This window comes from Brachybacterium rhamnosum (assembly GCF_039526185.1).
Taxonomy (GTDB): domain Bacteria; phylum Actinomycetota; class Actinomycetes; order Actinomycetales; family Dermabacteraceae; genus Brachybacterium; species Brachybacterium rhamnosum.
The window spans coordinates 903,048-916,471 of sequence record NZ_BAAAIS010000003.1 but is presented as its reverse complement, the minus strand read 5'-3'; the positions used below and the strand labels follow the sequence as shown (position 1 = coordinate 916,471).

Here is a 13,424-nt window from a genome sequence, read left to right as displayed (position 1 = left end):
TTCGGCGACGTAGAGTCAGATCCGCGCGTCCAGCTGACCGAGGAACGACTCGACGGTCTTCTTGTTCTTCCGACCGTCTAGCAGTGCCTTCTGGGATCCCGCCGAGTTGTCGTAGTCGACGCGAACGTTCGTGTTCGCTCCCGCCTCGCTAAGCGTGAGGACGATCGCGGTGCCCCAGTTCAGCGCGGTCCGTTTGGTCGTCAATTCAAACCGGGTCTGATCGGGGCTGACGGTACCGAGGTGGTGCCCGGCCTCCGTGCAGACTGCTGCGATCGCTGCGCCGACGGCAGCGGGTGCAGCAGTGTAGGACTTCTCGATCGTGCCGTTGGAGGCGAACATGCTCATGGAAGGGCCCATCTGCTAGGTCGGATCAGCGTCTCCGAAGAGTAGCCGCTAGCGCACCTGGACGGCACGGGGTCCAGAAGCGCTCGCCACTCACCCGGGGACTGGCACGCGGACTGGGTGCAGCGGATGGAGTGCAGGAGCTAGGAGATTGCGCAGGTGTGACGTGAGGTCCTGCGAGATCACGTTGGCCCTGCAGCACCTGCATGGTATCGTTGCTCCTGCAGTAGCATTGTGCACCTGCACTGAGCCCGCAGCCCGGGCCGCATCCCAGGGGGACGCAAGAATGGATCAGCTCGATAAGCTCCTCGAAACTCACCGACGAGTCGTAGAAGAAGGGTTCCGGAAGGACCCAACTGACCTGCGCTACAAGAAGTACGCGATCTCAACCCTCCGAGGTGGCGTCGGGAAGTCGACGCTCTCTTTCAATCTGACCTACGAGCTGGCGCGCCTGCATTCCGTGCTCGCCGCGGACGTGTGTGCGCAGATGAACCTCACCGAGACCTTGCTCGAAGACGATCTCGATGTACAGGTGGATATTGTGAAGGCGCTCGAACCGGTGCTGCTAGGCCCCGCGTTTGGTATAGCACCCAGTGATGTCACGTACCGCATCTCCCGGTACTGCGACGCCTTCAAGGGTGTCCAGCCCGCCTGGATCGTCCCCGGCTCCGCGGAGATGTTTGCTTTTCCATCTCAGCTGTACCAGCAGCTGCAGACTGCTCACTCCCAGCAGCGCCCCGACGCTGTCAATTCGCTGCTCGGCGCCTTGGAATCGGTCCTCGAGAAGCAGGCGGCCGATGTCGGAGCGGACGTAATCGTCATGGACACCAGTCCGTTCTACTCTGGCGGGACGCACCTGGCGTGGTGTGCCGCTGATGCGATCATCATTCCCGTCCGTGTCGACGAGCACTCTCTCGATTCGCTGGAGCTCACGCTCCGAATGCTTACGGACCCGCACAAGGACTTCCAGATGTGGAACGATCGCGCACACGGCAGGAGTACGCCGAAGGTTGCTGCGATCGTTATGACCATGGTCGGCTCGAAGAGCCGTATCCGGTCGACTCCTGACCGGGCGTCACGGATGTACATCGAGCGTGCGATCGAGATCGCGAACAGGTACCCGCAGGTGTTCGATACCTCTGATCCGGTGGATTCAATCGTTGTCACCGACGATTTCATGTCCTCCGGGCGAATCAGTGGGGCGAAGGGCACACCCATTGCGAATCTCAAGGTCGGGTCTTTCCATACGGTTGAGGGGAAGCGCCTGCAGGTTAACGCATCGGTCACGCGTTACCAGAATGAGCTGGCGTACCTCACCAGCATTCTCTAACCCGAGACGGACGAAAGCGCCCCCACCCTCCCGTAGGAGAGTGGGGGCGCTTCGTCATCGTCGTCGTGCGTCGCGGTCGGCGAGGTCGTCTTCGCGTGCGCACTCCGTGGCGGCCCACTGCGAGTTGTACGCGGCGTCGCAGCGGGGGCAGATGTGCGGGAGCTGGGCCGGGTCAGGCACCGCCGCGGTCCTGCGGGGTCGCGGCCAGCCACGGCACGTACCGGCGGAGGAACTCGTCCACGACAGGGAGGGTCATGACGCGCTGGATGGCGGCGAGGATGCCGAGTGCGGTCGCGACCCAGCCGACGGCCTGCTCGGGGTCACCGCCGGCAGCTGCGGAGTAGATCAGCGGGGCCATCGCGGCGAACGCGACGACCGCCCACAGGACGGTACGGAGGGTCGCCCGCCACGGGTAGGTGGTCTGCGTGGCGGTGGCGCGATGAGTGTTCACGGGGTCTCCTTGGTGCGGTGCTTGAGGTAGGCGAGGGTGACGCCGACGCAGGTCCACAGGTGGGCGGGGACGGCGGCGATGGTGCGGGATCCGCCGGGGACGTCCCGGAGGAGGCTCTCGAGCGCTCCCCAGCCGAGGACGGTGGACAGGGCGAGCATCCCTAGGAGGAGGAAGCGGAGGGTCATGTCCAGGCGTGCCCACCACGGAGCTAGGAGCGCGGCGAGGACTGCCACGTAGAAGGCCATGGCCGCGTTCATCCCGCGGAGGACGTCGAGCCACAGCGAGGGGTCAGAGGGTGGGGGCATCAGTCGTCGTCCTCTCCGAGGTCGGGGAGGCGGTCGAGGATGTGCGCGAGGATCGTGTCGTGCGGGAGCGGGGGGATCTTCCGCAGGAGGTCAGCGACCTCGAGCAGCACCCGCCGGAAGAGCTTGTTCTGCACGACCAGGCGGGCGTTGGACTCCTCGAGCTTCTCCACGCGCCGGGACATCGACAGGGCCAGCGCGAGCGCCTCCACGCCGGGGTCCTTCGCCGACTCGACCTGCTCGCTGGTCACCCGCGGTCGGTCCTCCCCGCCCGCGCTCTTCCCGCGGACGGTGACGACAGTGCCGAGGAAGAGGAGGAAAGCACCGACGACCGTGACGATCGCTTCGGTCAGTCCCATGCGTCCTCCTGCACTGCCTCTTGGCGGGCGAGCTGCAGGGCCTCGGCTTCCTCCACCTTCACCCAGAGCATCGCCCAGCGTGCGACGAGGAGGAGGAACAGAGCGGTGATGTCCCCTGCGCGACCCATGTGGACGGCGGCTTCGGTGAACACCTGCACCCAGGACAGGCCGGCGTAGAGGCCGACGCCGAGGGCCGCGAGGAGCACGACCCGCCACTCCCACAGGACCCGGCGGGCGAGCAGCGCGATCAGGGCCACGCCCCCGCCGAGGACCTGGAAGATCCCCCAGGCGTAGGTGAAGGCCAGGGAGATGCCTTCGTAGGACTGCGGGGTCCACGCGAGCACGCCGATGCCGCTGATGAGGAGGGCGGCGTAGGCGGCGATGCGGACGACCCGCTCGAAGGCCTTCGCGAAGTGGCGGGCCATGGGGTCAGCTCTTCCGGGCCTCGGTCTTGATGACCTCGACGAGGGACCCGTCGGTGCGGACGCCGGCCTTGCCGGGTGCGATGATGCCGAGGGTCTCCTTGTGCTGGTCCTTGAGGAGCTTCACGAGGGTGCCGTCGGAGCGGACGCCGGTCTTGCCGTTCTCGACGGAGTCGAGGACCCTATTGATCCGCTTCTGGTTCTCGGTCGCGATAGCAATCAAATCGTCGATCTTGCTCATGGTGGTGGCCAATGCCTTTCGGGTGTCGGGGCCGGGGACGCCATCGGCGGCGAGCCCCTGGTCGGTCTGGAACCGCTTGACGGCGGCGCGGGTCGCGTCGCCGAGGGAACCGTCCACGGGGCCGGGCTGGTAGCCGAGCTCGAGGAGGTGCTTCTGAGCCGTGGCGACGTCGCCCAGGGCGGGTGCCGTCGTGGGGATCAGGACGGGCGGCTTCGCCGCGGAGCCCGCGGACGCGGCCGGGGCGGACTTCATGCGGTCCTTGGCAGGCATGTAGGTCCAGTGCCAGGGCTCGCCGACGCGCTTACCCTCGGTCCAGTCCCAGCCGTACTTCACGCCCTCGGAGAGCATCCAGTCGTGCTCGTCGGACCCGCGGGTCTGGACGCCCGCATTGAAGTCGACGGTCACGCCGAGGCCGTGGTTCGAGTAGCCCGGGGAGGCGACCGGGGACATGCCGGCGCGGAGGCGGTACGTGGACCCGTTGTAGGACCGGTCCGTGGTGCCGGCGCGGCGCTTGCCGTTGTAGCGGTAGTAGTTCTTGAGGAAGATCCGGATCTGGTCCGCGCGGGGCCGGTAGAACGACATCGCGACGAGGCGCTTCCCGAAGCGGCTCTGGAAAGCGGCGGCGACGCGGAGGAACGCCCCGGCGGCGTCGTCCCGCAGGTACGCGGTCGTGCCGTGAGTGTGGAACGCCGCGGGGATCGGGGCCAGATCGGACGTGTCGATCTGGCCGTTGAGAACAGCCATGGTGGAGGTCTCCTTCGGTGGGTGGGCAGGGTGAGGGCCCCGACGCAGCACGGCGGCGGGGCCCTCGGTGGGATGCGACTACTTCTCGTAGGTGATCCAGATTTCGGCGTTCGCCAGGGTCGCCTGGACGTAGTACTCGAGGTTCGTCGAGGAGGTGGACAGGCCGAAGCCGCGCCACGTCCCCGTGCGGAAGCCGTCGAGGTAGCTGGTCGGTACGTCGATCGAGTACTGCGCCTTTCGCTTCACCTTCATCGTGCGGATGGAGGTGTCCAGGCCGCCGGTGGTGAAGCCGGTCTTCCCGTGGAGGCGGATGTCGGCGGTGCCGCCCGCACCCCAGTAGGTGTGATCGATGTAGAAGCGCAGCTGGACGCGCTTGATCGTCGCGCCGGCGAGGTTGCCGTTCAGGGAGTTGAACCACCAGGCGCCCTCGCGTGCGGGCACGTTCGGGTACTTGCCCTGGTAGACGGTGCCGGACTTCCCCGACAGGAACGACCCTGCGCCGCGGTTCCAGGACTCCGCCCGCGTCGCCGCGAACTTCTCCGTGCGCACGACCTTCACCGGCACGGCCGGCGGGGCGTCCGCCGATCCCTCCGACGGAGTGCCCTGGTCCATCCACGAGCGTCCCGACGATGGCACCGACGGGCCCTCGTCACGGACCGTGAGCCGCAGGGTCTCGCCCGACGCCGCCTCGATCCGCGCATCCCGGCCGCCAGCCGAGCGAGTCGTGAACAGGAAGTACACGCGCCGCTCTGCGCTCAGGTTCAGGTCCGCTGTGTCGAGCCACCCGACGAGTGGTGGCATCGTCTGCGACTGCGTCGACGCCTGCAGGAACGAACGCTGCACGGCGAGCTGCGACGACGAGGTCGTCGCCTCCGAAGCCGATGCACCGGCCTCGAACCGGAGGAACTCGACGAAAGTCGTCGAGGTCGCGCCCGTGCGGAGGCGTGCCCAGTGCTGGTCGAGGGTCACCGAGTACCGGCGTCCCGGCTGCAGAACCGCGTCGACCTGCAGGCGTCGTAGCTCGTTGCCGGTGCCGTCCCACGCTGCGGGGTACGTCGAGTAAGCCCACGCGACGACGCCCTGCGGGGCGACACCGATCATGTCCTGCACAGTGACGCCATTCACGGACACTGCACCCGCTTCAAGGGACGGGGTCGCGATTCCGTCGGGGGCGATGGTCGTGTCGCCGATGGTCACGAGGTTCTCGCCCGAGGGGCCGATCCTCACGAGCTCGTAGTCGTTGCCGTCGTCGTCCTGGCCGTACATGACCAGGCCGTTGGAGTCGATCTCGAGACGCTGCCCGGTGATCGCTGTGCGGAACAGGCCGGACGTGATGATGTTCGCCGCGAGGTCCCCGATCACCGCGGCGTCAATCACCGCGCCGTTCGTGCGGAGGTTCTGGATGTACGCCTCCTGGAAGGAGGCGGTGCCGGCGGCGATCTTCTGAGCGACGAGCGTGTCGATCGCGGCGGTGCCGGCGGTGAGCTGCCCGACCTCGATGGTGAGGAAGCGTGCGACCGCGCCGGCGACCTCCTCGGCGTGGATCTGTGCAGCGCGCACGGCCCCGTCGACGATCTGCACCGTGTCCACCGTGCCCGACTTGAGGTTGCCGTCCTCATCGAGGGCGGCGACGACCAGCTGGGAGGCGTAGATCGTGGCAGCGGAGACGACGTCGGCGGCGAGGCCGTTGATGATCGTCGCGCGGTTCAGGATCGCGTCCTCGGTGACGACGAGCCGCTTCGTGGCCACGTCCATCGCCTGCACGATCTTCGCGGCGAGGACATCGTCGACGAGGATCTTCGCGGCCGTGATGGAGTTCGCGGCGATCCGGTCCGCGCCGAGCGTGCCCGTGGTGATGCGGGAGGCGTTCAGCTCGATGATCGTTGCGACCGCGGCCGCGATGCCCTGCGTGTCCAGGCGGGCGGTCGCGATGGTGCCCGCCGTGATCCGCGAGGCGTTCAGGTTGATGACGTTCGCGACCGCCGCCGCGACCGTCGTTGCGTTCAGGCGCGCCGTGTCCAGGGTGCCGGTCGTGATCCTGGAAGCGTTCAGCTGGATCACCGTCGCCACCGCCGCCGCGACGGCCGTGGCATTCAGGCGGGCGGTGTCGATGGTGCCCGCGGTGATCCGGCCGGCGTCGAGCTCGATCACCGACGCGACAGCCGCCGCGATCTCCGCCGCATTCAGCCGCCCGGTCGCGATCGTCCCCGACGTGATCCTGTCCGCGTTCAGCTCGATGATCGTCGCGAGCCGCGCCGCGAAATCCCCGGTCACGGTGACCCTGTCAGCGGTGAGGTCACCGGCGGTGCCGGTGCCGATCTGCAGGACCGGGATCATCGTGGGCGACATGTTCAGCCGCTGCCACGCGGTTCCGTCCCAGCGCCACATCTGCACCAGCAGACCGCTGGTGTTGTACTCGTTCCAGCCGGCCCCGACGGGCTTCGACGTCCCGTCGGCGACGGTCGGGGCGCGGGAGGCGATGCGGGGCGCGTACCGGGCCTCGGCCATCGCGTTCGCCGCGGCGGTCGTTGCCTGGTCGGCGGTCTGCTGCGCGGCCGCGGCAGCCTGCGCCGCCGCCACCGCCGCAGGATCCGTGACCTTCACCCAAGTTCCGGTCGTCTCGTCGTACCGGTGCACCTGCGAATCGCTCGAGCGGACCCAGATGTTCGCCGTGTTCGCCCGGGACCCGGTCGGGGCGGTCGCCTGGTAGATCAACTGGCCCTTGCCGGCGGCGATCCCCACGGCGTCGAGCGCGTCGCGCGTCGCCTGGTCCGCGACCCCGCGCGCCTCGACCGCGGCGGATTCCGCGGCATCGGCGGCATCCTGGGCGGCGACGGCCTTCGCATCGGCGGCCTGCGCGGCGCCCTGCGCGGCAGTCGCTGCCGTCTGCGCCTGCTCGGCGGCGAGCGCGGCCTCGATGACCTTCGGGTCGGTGACCAGCTCCCAGCATTCGCCGCCGACGCTAATCCGAGGTGGTGCCTCTCCACCGGGCTCGGTGTGCCGGCCGAGGATCGCGGTGCCGAGCTGCAGGGGAAGGGTCGACGTCGTCGCCATCAGCAGCCTTCCTCTCTGGGTCAGGTGGTGGTCCAGCCGCCGGGGTACTCGGAGGGGCGGGGGCCGTCGACGACAGTCGTGCGGGCGGTCCAGATCAGGCCCGCGTCCCGCACCTGCTCGCCCTCCTCGTAGCTGCCGGGCGCCCAGAAGTCCACGAACGACGACGCCGGGTCGACCTCGGTCCAGCCGGTGCCCGGCGGGGTGCCCGTCGCGCCCGGCACGGACGCCTCGAACGCTCGGCCGTCGACGGTGACGCGCCACCCGCGGGGGTACGCGCCGATGAACCCGACCGGCGGCTCGAACGCGGCGCCGTTGGTGCGGCCGCTCGCCAGGAGGTACTCCAGGCACATCGCGTCGGTGCGCTGCTCGGCGTCGGTGACGACCGCTCGGCGAGCGCGCTCCGCTTCGATGCTGGCGGCCTTCTCGGCGAGCTCGGCGTCGGTCATGGCGGTCACGTCCTCGGGGGTGGTCACGGCATCCATCGGTGCTCCTTCTGCTTGGGCTTCCCGGGGGCGGGCAGCAGGTCCCGGGGGAATGCGGTGGTGGTGGTGAACTCGAAGCCGCCGCGGAGGGACTCGGGGCGGTTCACGACGATGCGGCCCTCGGCGACCTGGCCGGTCCAGTAGAGGGTTTTCCCGACGAACACCGCGCATACCGAGGCGTGCAGCGAGGTCGGGGAGTCGTTGACCCAGAAGTACTGGTGCGGGAGGACCGGGGCCGCCCACGCGGGCAGCTGGCCGAGATTCGCGAGCCCCGCACCAGGGGCGAGGCGCAGCCCGGACAGGTCCACGAGGACCGTCGAGTCGATCCGGCGGACCCGGAAAGCCTGGATCGGATCGTTGAGCCCCTGCGGGGCGAGACCGGCGGCGGCGGTCTGGATGACCTGCCAGTCGGTGTCCAGGCTCATGCCGACACCCCCGGAAGGGTCGTGGGCCAGTCGGCGGGGACGAGCCAGGTGGCGTACCCGCCGAGCTGCTTCCCGGTCGGCATCTGCAGGACCCGCATGTACCCGTTGAAGAAGGACAGCTGCCGGACGACGTCGCCGGCGTCGGAGAGGACCGAGCCGTTACGCCAGTTCGCGCCCGTCACCGTCGTCGGCACGAACCCCGTGGGGAGGCGGAGGACGTTCACGTTCCCCGCCGTGGTCGAGGCGAGGTTGTTGATCATGAGGTGCACGACCTGTCCCTCACGGGCGAGGAAGATGTTCCCGCTCATCCCCGACTCGAGGAGGGTCGAGACGTTCCGCCAGCCGGTCGTACGCGGCTTTTTGTTCCACGGCATTAGACGCTCACCTCCGGGTAGCTAGACGGCCATGCGTCGGCTGTGTCGAAGCGGATGTCGCCGTACAGCTGATCTGCCGCCTGATAGGCGGAGACCGTGAGCGTGGCCCCCGCGAAGTAGGCCCGGCGGATTGCGGGCGCGGTGGTGTGCAGCAGCGGCCGCTCTGTCGAAGAGCCGATGGACACCGGCCGGAACCCGGTCGGCAGTGTGATCACTCCCCCGCTGGTCGCTGAGGTCGCGGCGAGCGCATGCAGGCGCAGCATCACGACCGTCTCCCGCCGCGCCAGGTACGCCTTCCCCGCCCAGCCGTTGACCAGCAGGGCCGACACGTCGAGCCAGCCCGTCGAGGCGGGCTTTTTCATCCAACCCATCAGAGTCCCCCTCCCGTGGGCCAGGCGTCGCGCGTGAGGTGCGCGAGGTGGATCGTGACGTAGGAGTTCTGAGCGATCGACCCGGCGATGACCGTGACCACCCCGCTGGTAGCGACGTCGAGCTGCGCCGTGGAGGGGACCACCGCGTAGGCCCGGTATGGCATCGCAGGCCGCCACCCGACCGGGAGGGTCAGCAGCGTCCCACCCTGCGCGACACCAGCGCGATCGAACTGCCTCACGTAGCAGGACAGCTCCACAGCGTCGCCCGTGCGCATGATCGAGATGTTGAAGGAGGCGGAGGTGAGGTGCGCGAGCAGCGGCACCGCCGAGACGACCCCCGTGGATGAGGAGCGCTTCTTGGACCAGACCATCAGGCGGCGCTCCTCGGGTCGGAGGTCAGGAACGTGAAGTGCAGGTAGTCCACCGACGACGTCGGCGCGTCGATCGACAGCGCTCCACCGGTGAGGCAGCGCGTCAGCGATCCGCGGAACGTTCGCCCATAGACGTTCGCCGCCGGCCTGTAGCCGACGGGGAGCGAGAGGATCTGCACGACCCCCGTTCCCGCAGCTGGGCGGCCGAGTGCCTGCACATCAATCAAGACCACGTCGCCACTGCGGCGCGCGGTCGCCGTGCCCGGCGTCCAGCCCTCCACGATCAGCGGCGTGAGGTCGCGGACCGTCGAGCCGGTCTTCTTCTTCCAGGCCATCAGGCCACCTCCTCGTCGGTGGTGTAGACGTGCGCGACGTACTGCCACGCCGTCGCCTGCGTGACCGAGACGAGCGAGACCGTCCCGTCCTGCGTGATCCGCAGGACCCCCGATGTCGCCGCCACGTCCAGCGGCCGCGACGGCCGATACCCGACCGGCAGAGTGCCGAGCACGACCGTGCCCGTCGCCCCCGGCTGCCCGTTCCGCAGCGACAGCTCCACCAGACCCGGCGCAGCGAGACGCACATGCAGCGTCCCCGCGACCTTCATCGGCACCGCCACCCAGGCGCGGGCCATCTTCTTCTTGCTCCACGCCATCACGCGCTCACCCCCGGCAGGGTCGAAGGGAAAGGGTCGAGCGTGAGGTACGAGAACGTCACGCTCGCGACGGATGGCCCGGGATTCACGACCTGCACGACCCCGGAGCTCGTGACCAGCGAGCTCTGCCCGCGGGTGGTGTACCCGGCCGCGGTCGCCGGCGGGCGGAGCCCCGCGGGGAGCAGCATCACCGAGAGCGTCCCGGTGCCCGCCCCCGCATAGGACAGGTTCACGATGTGCACGGTGACCGAGTCCCCGATCCGCAGGACCCGCAGCTGGAACGCCGAGAAGTCTGCGTTCAGCAGGCCCGAGATATCGCGCAGCCCGGTCGACCGGCGCTGCTTCAGGTTCCAAACCATCACGCCTCCATCCGGTAGACGTCACCCGTGGCCACGTCCGTGTAGTACCAGCCGACCGGGGCCGTGCCCGTCGGCGCCCCGGTCCCCATCGACGAGTTGGCGAGTTTGATCCCATCGACGGTCGCCGCCGTCGCATCCGCCTTCGCGGTTGTCGCCGCGAGCCCCTGCTCGATCCGATCCAGGTCCTCCGCGGTGACCAGTTCACCGTCCGTCCAATCGCGTGCCGTGTAGGGCATCAGGCCACCTCCTCACAGGGGACTCGTACGTAGATCCGTCCCTCCGGCGTGATCCAATGCGCCCCCAGCGGGGCACCCCGCGGTGGCAGCTGCCCGCGTGTTGCCTGCTTCGCCACCAGATCCAGCACCTCGGCCTGCCCAGTGATCGACACGTCGTGTGCGTCCAGCCGCGCGCGCGCCGCATCGATCGCCGACTGCGCCGTCGAGATGTCCCCCGACGCCACGGCGAGCGCGGCCGCCGTCTCCTGTTGGCCCTGCGTGATTCGTGCGTCGAGGGACGCCTCGAGCGCGGGGAGGGTCGTGGTCTGGAGGTCGCTGACGGCGGTCTCGGCGGCGCCCAGGCGTGTCTGGAGGTCGCTGATGTCGGTGCCTTCGAGCTGCGCGAGCAGATCCTCGGCGTCCTGGAGGCGCGCCTCGAGCGCCGGCATCGTCTCCGTCTGGAAGGCGGTGATGTCGGCGAGCGCGGCCTGCAGGTCGATCTGCAGCTGCTCGAGGTCCGTGCCCTCGAGGAGGGACTGCATGGCGGTGATGTCGCCCTGCGCGGCGGTGAGGGTCGTCTCGGCGTCCTCGAGCCGCCCGTCGAGCGCGCCGAGCGCCGTCTGCGCCGCCGTGTCCGCGGCGTCCAGCTCGGTCCGCATCGCGGGGAGGGTCACGTCCCGGAGGGTCGCGAGGTTCGCCTCTGCCGTAGCGAGCTGCGCGGCGGCCGCGGCAAGGTCCTGCTCGAGCTGCGCGGCGAGCTCGGTCGTGTCGTCGAGCTCGACCGCGAACCGCTTCACGGACTTGGTGACCGGGGCGCCCTGCTTGTCGGTAGACGGCCACGAAAGGTCGCCATCCTCACCGAGATCGACGTTGCCCGTCGGCCCCGTCTTCGTCTGCCGAGCGGACTGGGCGATGCTCGTCAGCACTCGCTGCATCCCCTGCGCCGGGTCCTCCCGCAGGTTCACCCGCACCGCCATCAGGAGCCTCCCGCCATGTAGTCCTCCTGGAACTCGACGTCGGCCATGTCCGAGCCGAGCGTGTACTTCACCGAGATCGCCAGCAGTCGGAACTCGCCATTCGGGAAGTCCCGCCACCCCTCGGTCGCGACGAGCGCGAGCTCACCGCACCACCAGGTGCCAATCGGCTTCCGGCGCAGATCCGCATGCACCTGCAGTGACAGCTGGTAGATCGGCACGGAAGCAAGCGCGCCCTTCGCGACGTCGACGAGCATCGTCACGCCGCCCACGTTCGGCTCCGCTGACGATGCCGACACGACCTTCTCCACCAGCGGATCGAACTCAGTGAGCGTCTCGAGCTCGGCGACCTCGAGGCCGACCGTTGACCCGGATCCCGACCCTGTCGCGTAGACGCGGTGCGCGGTGCTCTCATCACTCGTCACCGGGTCGAGAGTCGCGACATCCCCGTCACGAGACGTCGCATCCCAGAGGACCTCCCCGTCCTGGGGGAGGGTCGCCTGCGCATCTGACCCGGCGATAAGCCTCCACTGGAAGCGGGTGTGCTCGTCGTCCGCCCATTCGGCACGGAACGCGAAGTCCGGTCCACCATCCGCCTCGGACAGTTCCTGGATCCGTTTCCACACCGCGTTGTTGGCGACGTCGTATCCGGCATAGGTCCGAGAACGGTTCCCTGCCTCCGCCGGCGGAGTGATGATCGGCAGCCACCCGTTGCGCTTCGCGAGGCCCGTACGGACGAGGGTGCCCATGATTGCCCGGTAGGTCTGGTCCTCGCACACGATCTTCGACGTGCGCAAACCCTGCGACGCGCCAGGCTCGTAGTCCCGGTCCAGGATGATCCGGTCCTCGAGCAGACCGGTCACACCGCGGGCGGTGAACGTCGTCGTCCGGGCCTGCCTGTCGTCCTTGGGTGGGGACGCGATCACGCCGGCGGAGACGATCCGCTCCACACCCCACCCGTCCGAGTAGGTGACGACCAGGCATCCCGACCGAGGCGACCACCACTCCCGCGACACGCCGTCGAGTGCGTCGAGTGACGCGACCACGTCGATCTGGTCGTGATCGTTGAGCGTGTGCGTGACCGACCCGGACGTCCACGGCAGCTCCACGCCGAGATCCCCGGTCATGGTGCGTCCGAGGTAGACCCGCCAGGTCACGCGAGCGCCCCGATGTCGACAGCGGAGAAGTTCGTGCCGGGCCAGTTCCCGGACGCGCCCTTGTAGTAGAGGAGCGCCTTGTTGATGTCCCGCTTGACGGTGCGGCGGAGGGTGACCGTGTGCGTGCCCGCGCCGAGGGACGAGTTCATGTTGAAGTACTTCGTCTCGGCGATGTTCTCGACCTTCATCTCCCAGGACCGCTGCACGGCCCCATCGATGAGCAGGTCCCACTTCATCGACGCCCACTCCCCATCGAGCCCGTCTTCGAGGGCGATGGTCTGGAAGAACCGCCAATCGATGAGTCGATCCTCTTCGAGCGTGATCGTCTTGGACATGACCGTGGTCTGTGCGGCAGGGAAGTGGTAACCGTGACCGATCGACTCCTCCCACGAGATGAGCCGACCCATCGACGCGCCGACGAGGGGCGCGAAGCGGCGATCACCGAGGAGAGATGACGTCGCCGTGGTCGCGGTGACCCCCGCGGGGACCGACCGCTTGTCGAGCATGATGTTGTTCGCCGGCAGGCTCGTGCCGACCTTGATCGCACCATCCGACCCGGCGTAGATGATGTCCGTCCGGGTGCCCGACGAAGGCGCGGCCGCCGTCGGCACCGTCACCCGATCCGTGGGGACGAGGAGTCGCCGCGAGTCCCCGGAGGGGATCACCAGCACCGCCGGCGCGACCGAGTACGCCATGGTCGACGTGCCCGTCACGACGCCGCCACGGACGATGGCAGGCACGTCGGAGCGGAAAATCGACCACCACACCTGCTGCACATCCTCGGGAGTGGTGCCTGTCC

20 protein-coding genes are annotated in these 13,424 nt (G+C 68.8%); 1 reads left to right on the top strand and 19 read right to left on the bottom strand.

Going from position 1 to position 13,424, the window contains the following annotated elements:
* Positions 1-15: 15 nt before the first annotated feature.
* Positions 16-345 carry a hypothetical protein gene (locus ABD080_RS14570; RefSeq protein WP_343905928.1) on the bottom strand — a complete coding sequence of 110 codons (330 nt, stop codon included), beginning with the start codon at positions 343-345 and terminating at the stop codon, positions 16-18.
* Between the two features lie 283 nt (positions 346-628).
* Between ABD080_RS14570 and ABD080_RS14565 the strand changes: the two genes are divergently transcribed.
* Positions 629-1,672 (top strand): ParA family protein, encoded by a 1,044-nt coding sequence (locus ABD080_RS14565; protein WP_343905926.1) that lies wholly within the window; start codon positions 629-631, stop codon positions 1,670-1,672.
* A gap of 172 nt (positions 1,673-1,844) precedes the next feature.
* Here the strand turns inward: ABD080_RS14565 and ABD080_RS14560 are convergent, their stop codons facing one another.
* The 18 genes from ABD080_RS14560 to ABD080_RS14475 all read right to left on the bottom strand — a co-directional run bounded on the left by ABD080_RS14560 (position 1,845) and on the right by ABD080_RS14475 (position 13,365).
* Positions 1,845-2,123: a hypothetical protein gene (locus tag ABD080_RS14560; protein ID WP_343905924.1), complete on the bottom strand. Its 279-nt coding sequence runs from the start codon at positions 2,121-2,123 to the stop codon at positions 1,845-1,847.
* Positions 2,120-2,428, bottom strand: a complete 309-nt coding sequence (locus ABD080_RS14555) for a hypothetical protein (protein ID WP_343905922.1) — start codon at positions 2,426-2,428, stop codon at positions 2,120-2,122. Before ABD080_RS14555 ends, ABD080_RS14560 begins: the two co-directional genes overlap by 4 nt.
* Positions 2,428-2,784 carry a hypothetical protein gene (locus ABD080_RS14550; protein ID WP_343905920.1) on the bottom strand — a complete coding sequence of 119 codons (357 nt, stop codon included), beginning with the start codon at positions 2,782-2,784 and terminating at the stop codon, positions 2,428-2,430. Before ABD080_RS14550 ends, ABD080_RS14555 begins: the two co-directional genes overlap by 1 nt.
* On the bottom strand, positions 2,775-3,209 hold the full coding sequence (locus ABD080_RS14545; RefSeq protein ID WP_343905918.1) for a hypothetical protein: 435 nt from the start codon (positions 3,207-3,209) through the stop codon (positions 2,775-2,777). The genes ABD080_RS14550 and ABD080_RS14545 overlap by 10 nt, the downstream gene beginning before the upstream one ends.
* Before the next feature lie 4 nt (positions 3,210-3,213).
* Positions 3,214-4,191 (bottom strand): peptidoglycan-binding protein, encoded by a 978-nt coding sequence (locus ABD080_RS14540; RefSeq protein WP_343905916.1) that lies wholly within the window; start codon positions 4,189-4,191, stop codon positions 3,214-3,216.
* A gap of 78 nt (positions 4,192-4,269) precedes the next feature.
* Positions 4,270-7,245, bottom strand: coding sequence for a hypothetical protein (locus tag ABD080_RS14535; RefSeq protein WP_343905914.1), 2,976 nt, complete (start codon positions 7,243-7,245; stop codon positions 4,270-4,272).
* 20 nt (positions 7,246-7,265) lie between these two features.
* Positions 7,266-7,727: a hypothetical protein gene (locus ABD080_RS14530; RefSeq protein WP_343905912.1), complete on the bottom strand. Its 462-nt coding sequence runs from the start codon at positions 7,725-7,727 to the stop codon at positions 7,266-7,268.
* A complete protein-coding gene (locus tag ABD080_RS14525) occupies positions 7,715-8,152 on the bottom strand; it encodes a hypothetical protein (RefSeq protein ID WP_343905910.1) in 438 nt (145 codons plus the stop codon). Before ABD080_RS14525 ends, ABD080_RS14530 begins: the two co-directional genes overlap by 13 nt.
* Positions 8,149-8,460 (bottom strand): hypothetical protein, encoded by a 312-nt coding sequence (locus ABD080_RS14520; protein WP_343905908.1) that lies wholly within the window; start codon positions 8,458-8,460, stop codon positions 8,149-8,151. The genes ABD080_RS14525 and ABD080_RS14520 overlap by 4 nt, the downstream gene beginning before the upstream one ends.
* Before the next feature lie 65 nt (positions 8,461-8,525).
* A complete protein-coding gene (locus tag ABD080_RS14515) occupies positions 8,526-8,888 on the bottom strand; it encodes a hypothetical protein (protein ID WP_343905907.1) in 363 nt (120 codons plus the stop codon).
* Between the two features lie 8 nt (positions 8,889-8,896).
* A complete protein-coding gene (locus ABD080_RS14510) occupies positions 8,897-9,268 on the bottom strand; it encodes a hypothetical protein (RefSeq protein ID WP_343905906.1) in 372 nt (123 codons plus the stop codon).
* The gene (locus tag ABD080_RS14505; protein WP_343905905.1) at positions 9,268-9,603 is read right to left on the bottom strand and encodes a hypothetical protein; all 336 of its coding nucleotides are present in this window, start codon (positions 9,601-9,603) and stop codon (positions 9,268-9,270) included. Before ABD080_RS14505 ends, ABD080_RS14510 begins: the two co-directional genes overlap by 1 nt.
* A complete protein-coding gene (locus ABD080_RS14500; protein WP_343905903.1) occupies positions 9,603-9,920 on the bottom strand; it encodes a hypothetical protein in 318 nt (105 codons plus the stop codon). Before ABD080_RS14500 ends, ABD080_RS14505 begins: the two co-directional genes overlap by 1 nt.
* Positions 9,920-10,279, bottom strand: coding sequence for a hypothetical protein (locus tag ABD080_RS14495; RefSeq protein ID WP_343905901.1), 360 nt, complete (start codon positions 10,277-10,279; stop codon positions 9,920-9,922). The genes ABD080_RS14500 and ABD080_RS14495 overlap by 1 nt, the downstream gene beginning before the upstream one ends.
* Positions 10,279-10,515, bottom strand: coding sequence for a hypothetical protein (locus ABD080_RS14490; RefSeq protein WP_343905899.1), 237 nt, complete (start codon positions 10,513-10,515; stop codon positions 10,279-10,281). The genes ABD080_RS14495 and ABD080_RS14490 overlap by 1 nt, the downstream gene beginning before the upstream one ends.
* Complete coding sequence (locus tag ABD080_RS14485; RefSeq protein WP_343905898.1) at positions 10,515-11,471, bottom strand: hypothetical protein; 957 nt, start codon at positions 11,469-11,471, stop codon at positions 10,515-10,517. Before ABD080_RS14485 ends, ABD080_RS14490 begins: the two co-directional genes overlap by 1 nt.
* Entirely contained in the window at positions 11,471-12,595 is a 1,125-nt protein-coding gene (locus tag ABD080_RS14480) for a hypothetical protein (protein ID WP_343905896.1), read from the bottom strand. The genes ABD080_RS14485 and ABD080_RS14480 overlap by 1 nt, the downstream gene beginning before the upstream one ends.
* A gap of 26 nt (positions 12,596-12,621) precedes the next feature.
* Positions 12,622-13,365 carry a hypothetical protein gene (locus ABD080_RS14475; RefSeq protein ID WP_343905894.1) on the bottom strand — a complete coding sequence of 248 codons (744 nt, stop codon included), beginning with the start codon at positions 13,363-13,365 and terminating at the stop codon, positions 12,622-12,624.
* Between the last annotated feature and the right edge of the window lie 59 nt (positions 13,366-13,424).

Excerpts from the sequence above, each read along its gene's own strand:
- ABD080_RS14570 (WP_343905928.1), bottom strand. The coding sequence starts at position 345 with ATGAGCATGTTCGCCTCCAACGGCACGATCGAGAAGTCCTACACTGCT.
- ABD080_RS14565 (WP_343905926.1), top strand. The coding sequence starts at position 629 with ATGGATCAGCTCGATAAGCTCCTCGAAACTCACCGACGAGTCGTAGAA.
- ABD080_RS14555 (WP_343905922.1), bottom strand. The coding sequence starts at position 2,428 with ATGCCCCCACCCTCTGACCCCTCGCTGTGGCTCGACGTCCTCCGCGGG.
- ABD080_RS14550 (WP_343905920.1), bottom strand. The coding sequence starts at position 2,784 with ATGGGACTGACCGAAGCGATCGTCACGGTCGTCGGTGCTTTCCTCCTC.
- ABD080_RS14545 (WP_343905918.1), bottom strand. The coding sequence starts at position 3,209 with ATGGCCCGCCACTTCGCGAAGGCCTTCGAGCGGGTCGTCCGCATCGCC.
- ABD080_RS14540 (WP_343905916.1), bottom strand. The coding sequence starts at position 4,191 with ATGGCTGTTCTCAACGGCCAGATCGACACGTCCGATCTGGCCCCGATC.
- ABD080_RS14535 (WP_343905914.1), bottom strand. The coding sequence starts at position 7,245 with ATGGCGACGACGTCGACCCTTCCCCTGCAGCTCGGCACCGCGATCCTC.
- ABD080_RS14530 (WP_343905912.1), bottom strand. The coding sequence starts at position 7,727 with ATGGATGCCGTGACCACCCCCGAGGACGTGACCGCCATGACCGACGCC.
- ABD080_RS14525 (WP_343905910.1), bottom strand. The coding sequence starts at position 8,152 with ATGAGCCTGGACACCGACTGGCAGGTCATCCAGACCGCCGCCGCCGGT.
- ABD080_RS14520 (WP_343905908.1), bottom strand. The coding sequence starts at position 8,460 with ATGAGCGGGAACATCTTCCTCGCCCGTGAGGGACAGGTCGTGCACCTC.
- ABD080_RS14515 (WP_343905907.1), bottom strand. The coding sequence starts at position 8,888 with ATGAAAAAGCCCGCCTCGACGGGCTGGCTCGACGTGTCGGCCCTGCTG.
- ABD080_RS14510 (WP_343905906.1), bottom strand. The coding sequence starts at position 9,268 with ATGGTCTGGTCCAAGAAGCGCTCCTCATCCACGGGGGTCGTCTCGGCG.
- ABD080_RS14505 (WP_343905905.1), bottom strand. The coding sequence starts at position 9,603 with ATGGCCTGGAAGAAGAAGACCGGCTCGACGGTCCGCGACCTCACGCCG.
- ABD080_RS14500 (WP_343905903.1), bottom strand. The coding sequence starts at position 9,920 with ATGGCGTGGAGCAAGAAGAAGATGGCCCGCGCCTGGGTGGCGGTGCCG.
- ABD080_RS14495 (WP_343905901.1), bottom strand. The coding sequence starts at position 10,279 with ATGGTTTGGAACCTGAAGCAGCGCCGGTCGACCGGGCTGCGCGATATC.
- ABD080_RS14490 (WP_343905899.1), bottom strand. The coding sequence starts at position 10,515 with ATGCCCTACACGGCACGCGATTGGACGGACGGTGAACTGGTCACCGCG.
- ABD080_RS14485 (WP_343905898.1), bottom strand. The coding sequence starts at position 11,471 with ATGGCGGTGCGGGTGAACCTGCGGGAGGACCCGGCGCAGGGGATGCAG.
- ABD080_RS14480 (WP_343905896.1), bottom strand. The coding sequence starts at position 12,595 with ATGACCGGGGATCTCGGCGTGGAGCTGCCGTGGACGTCCGGGTCGGTC.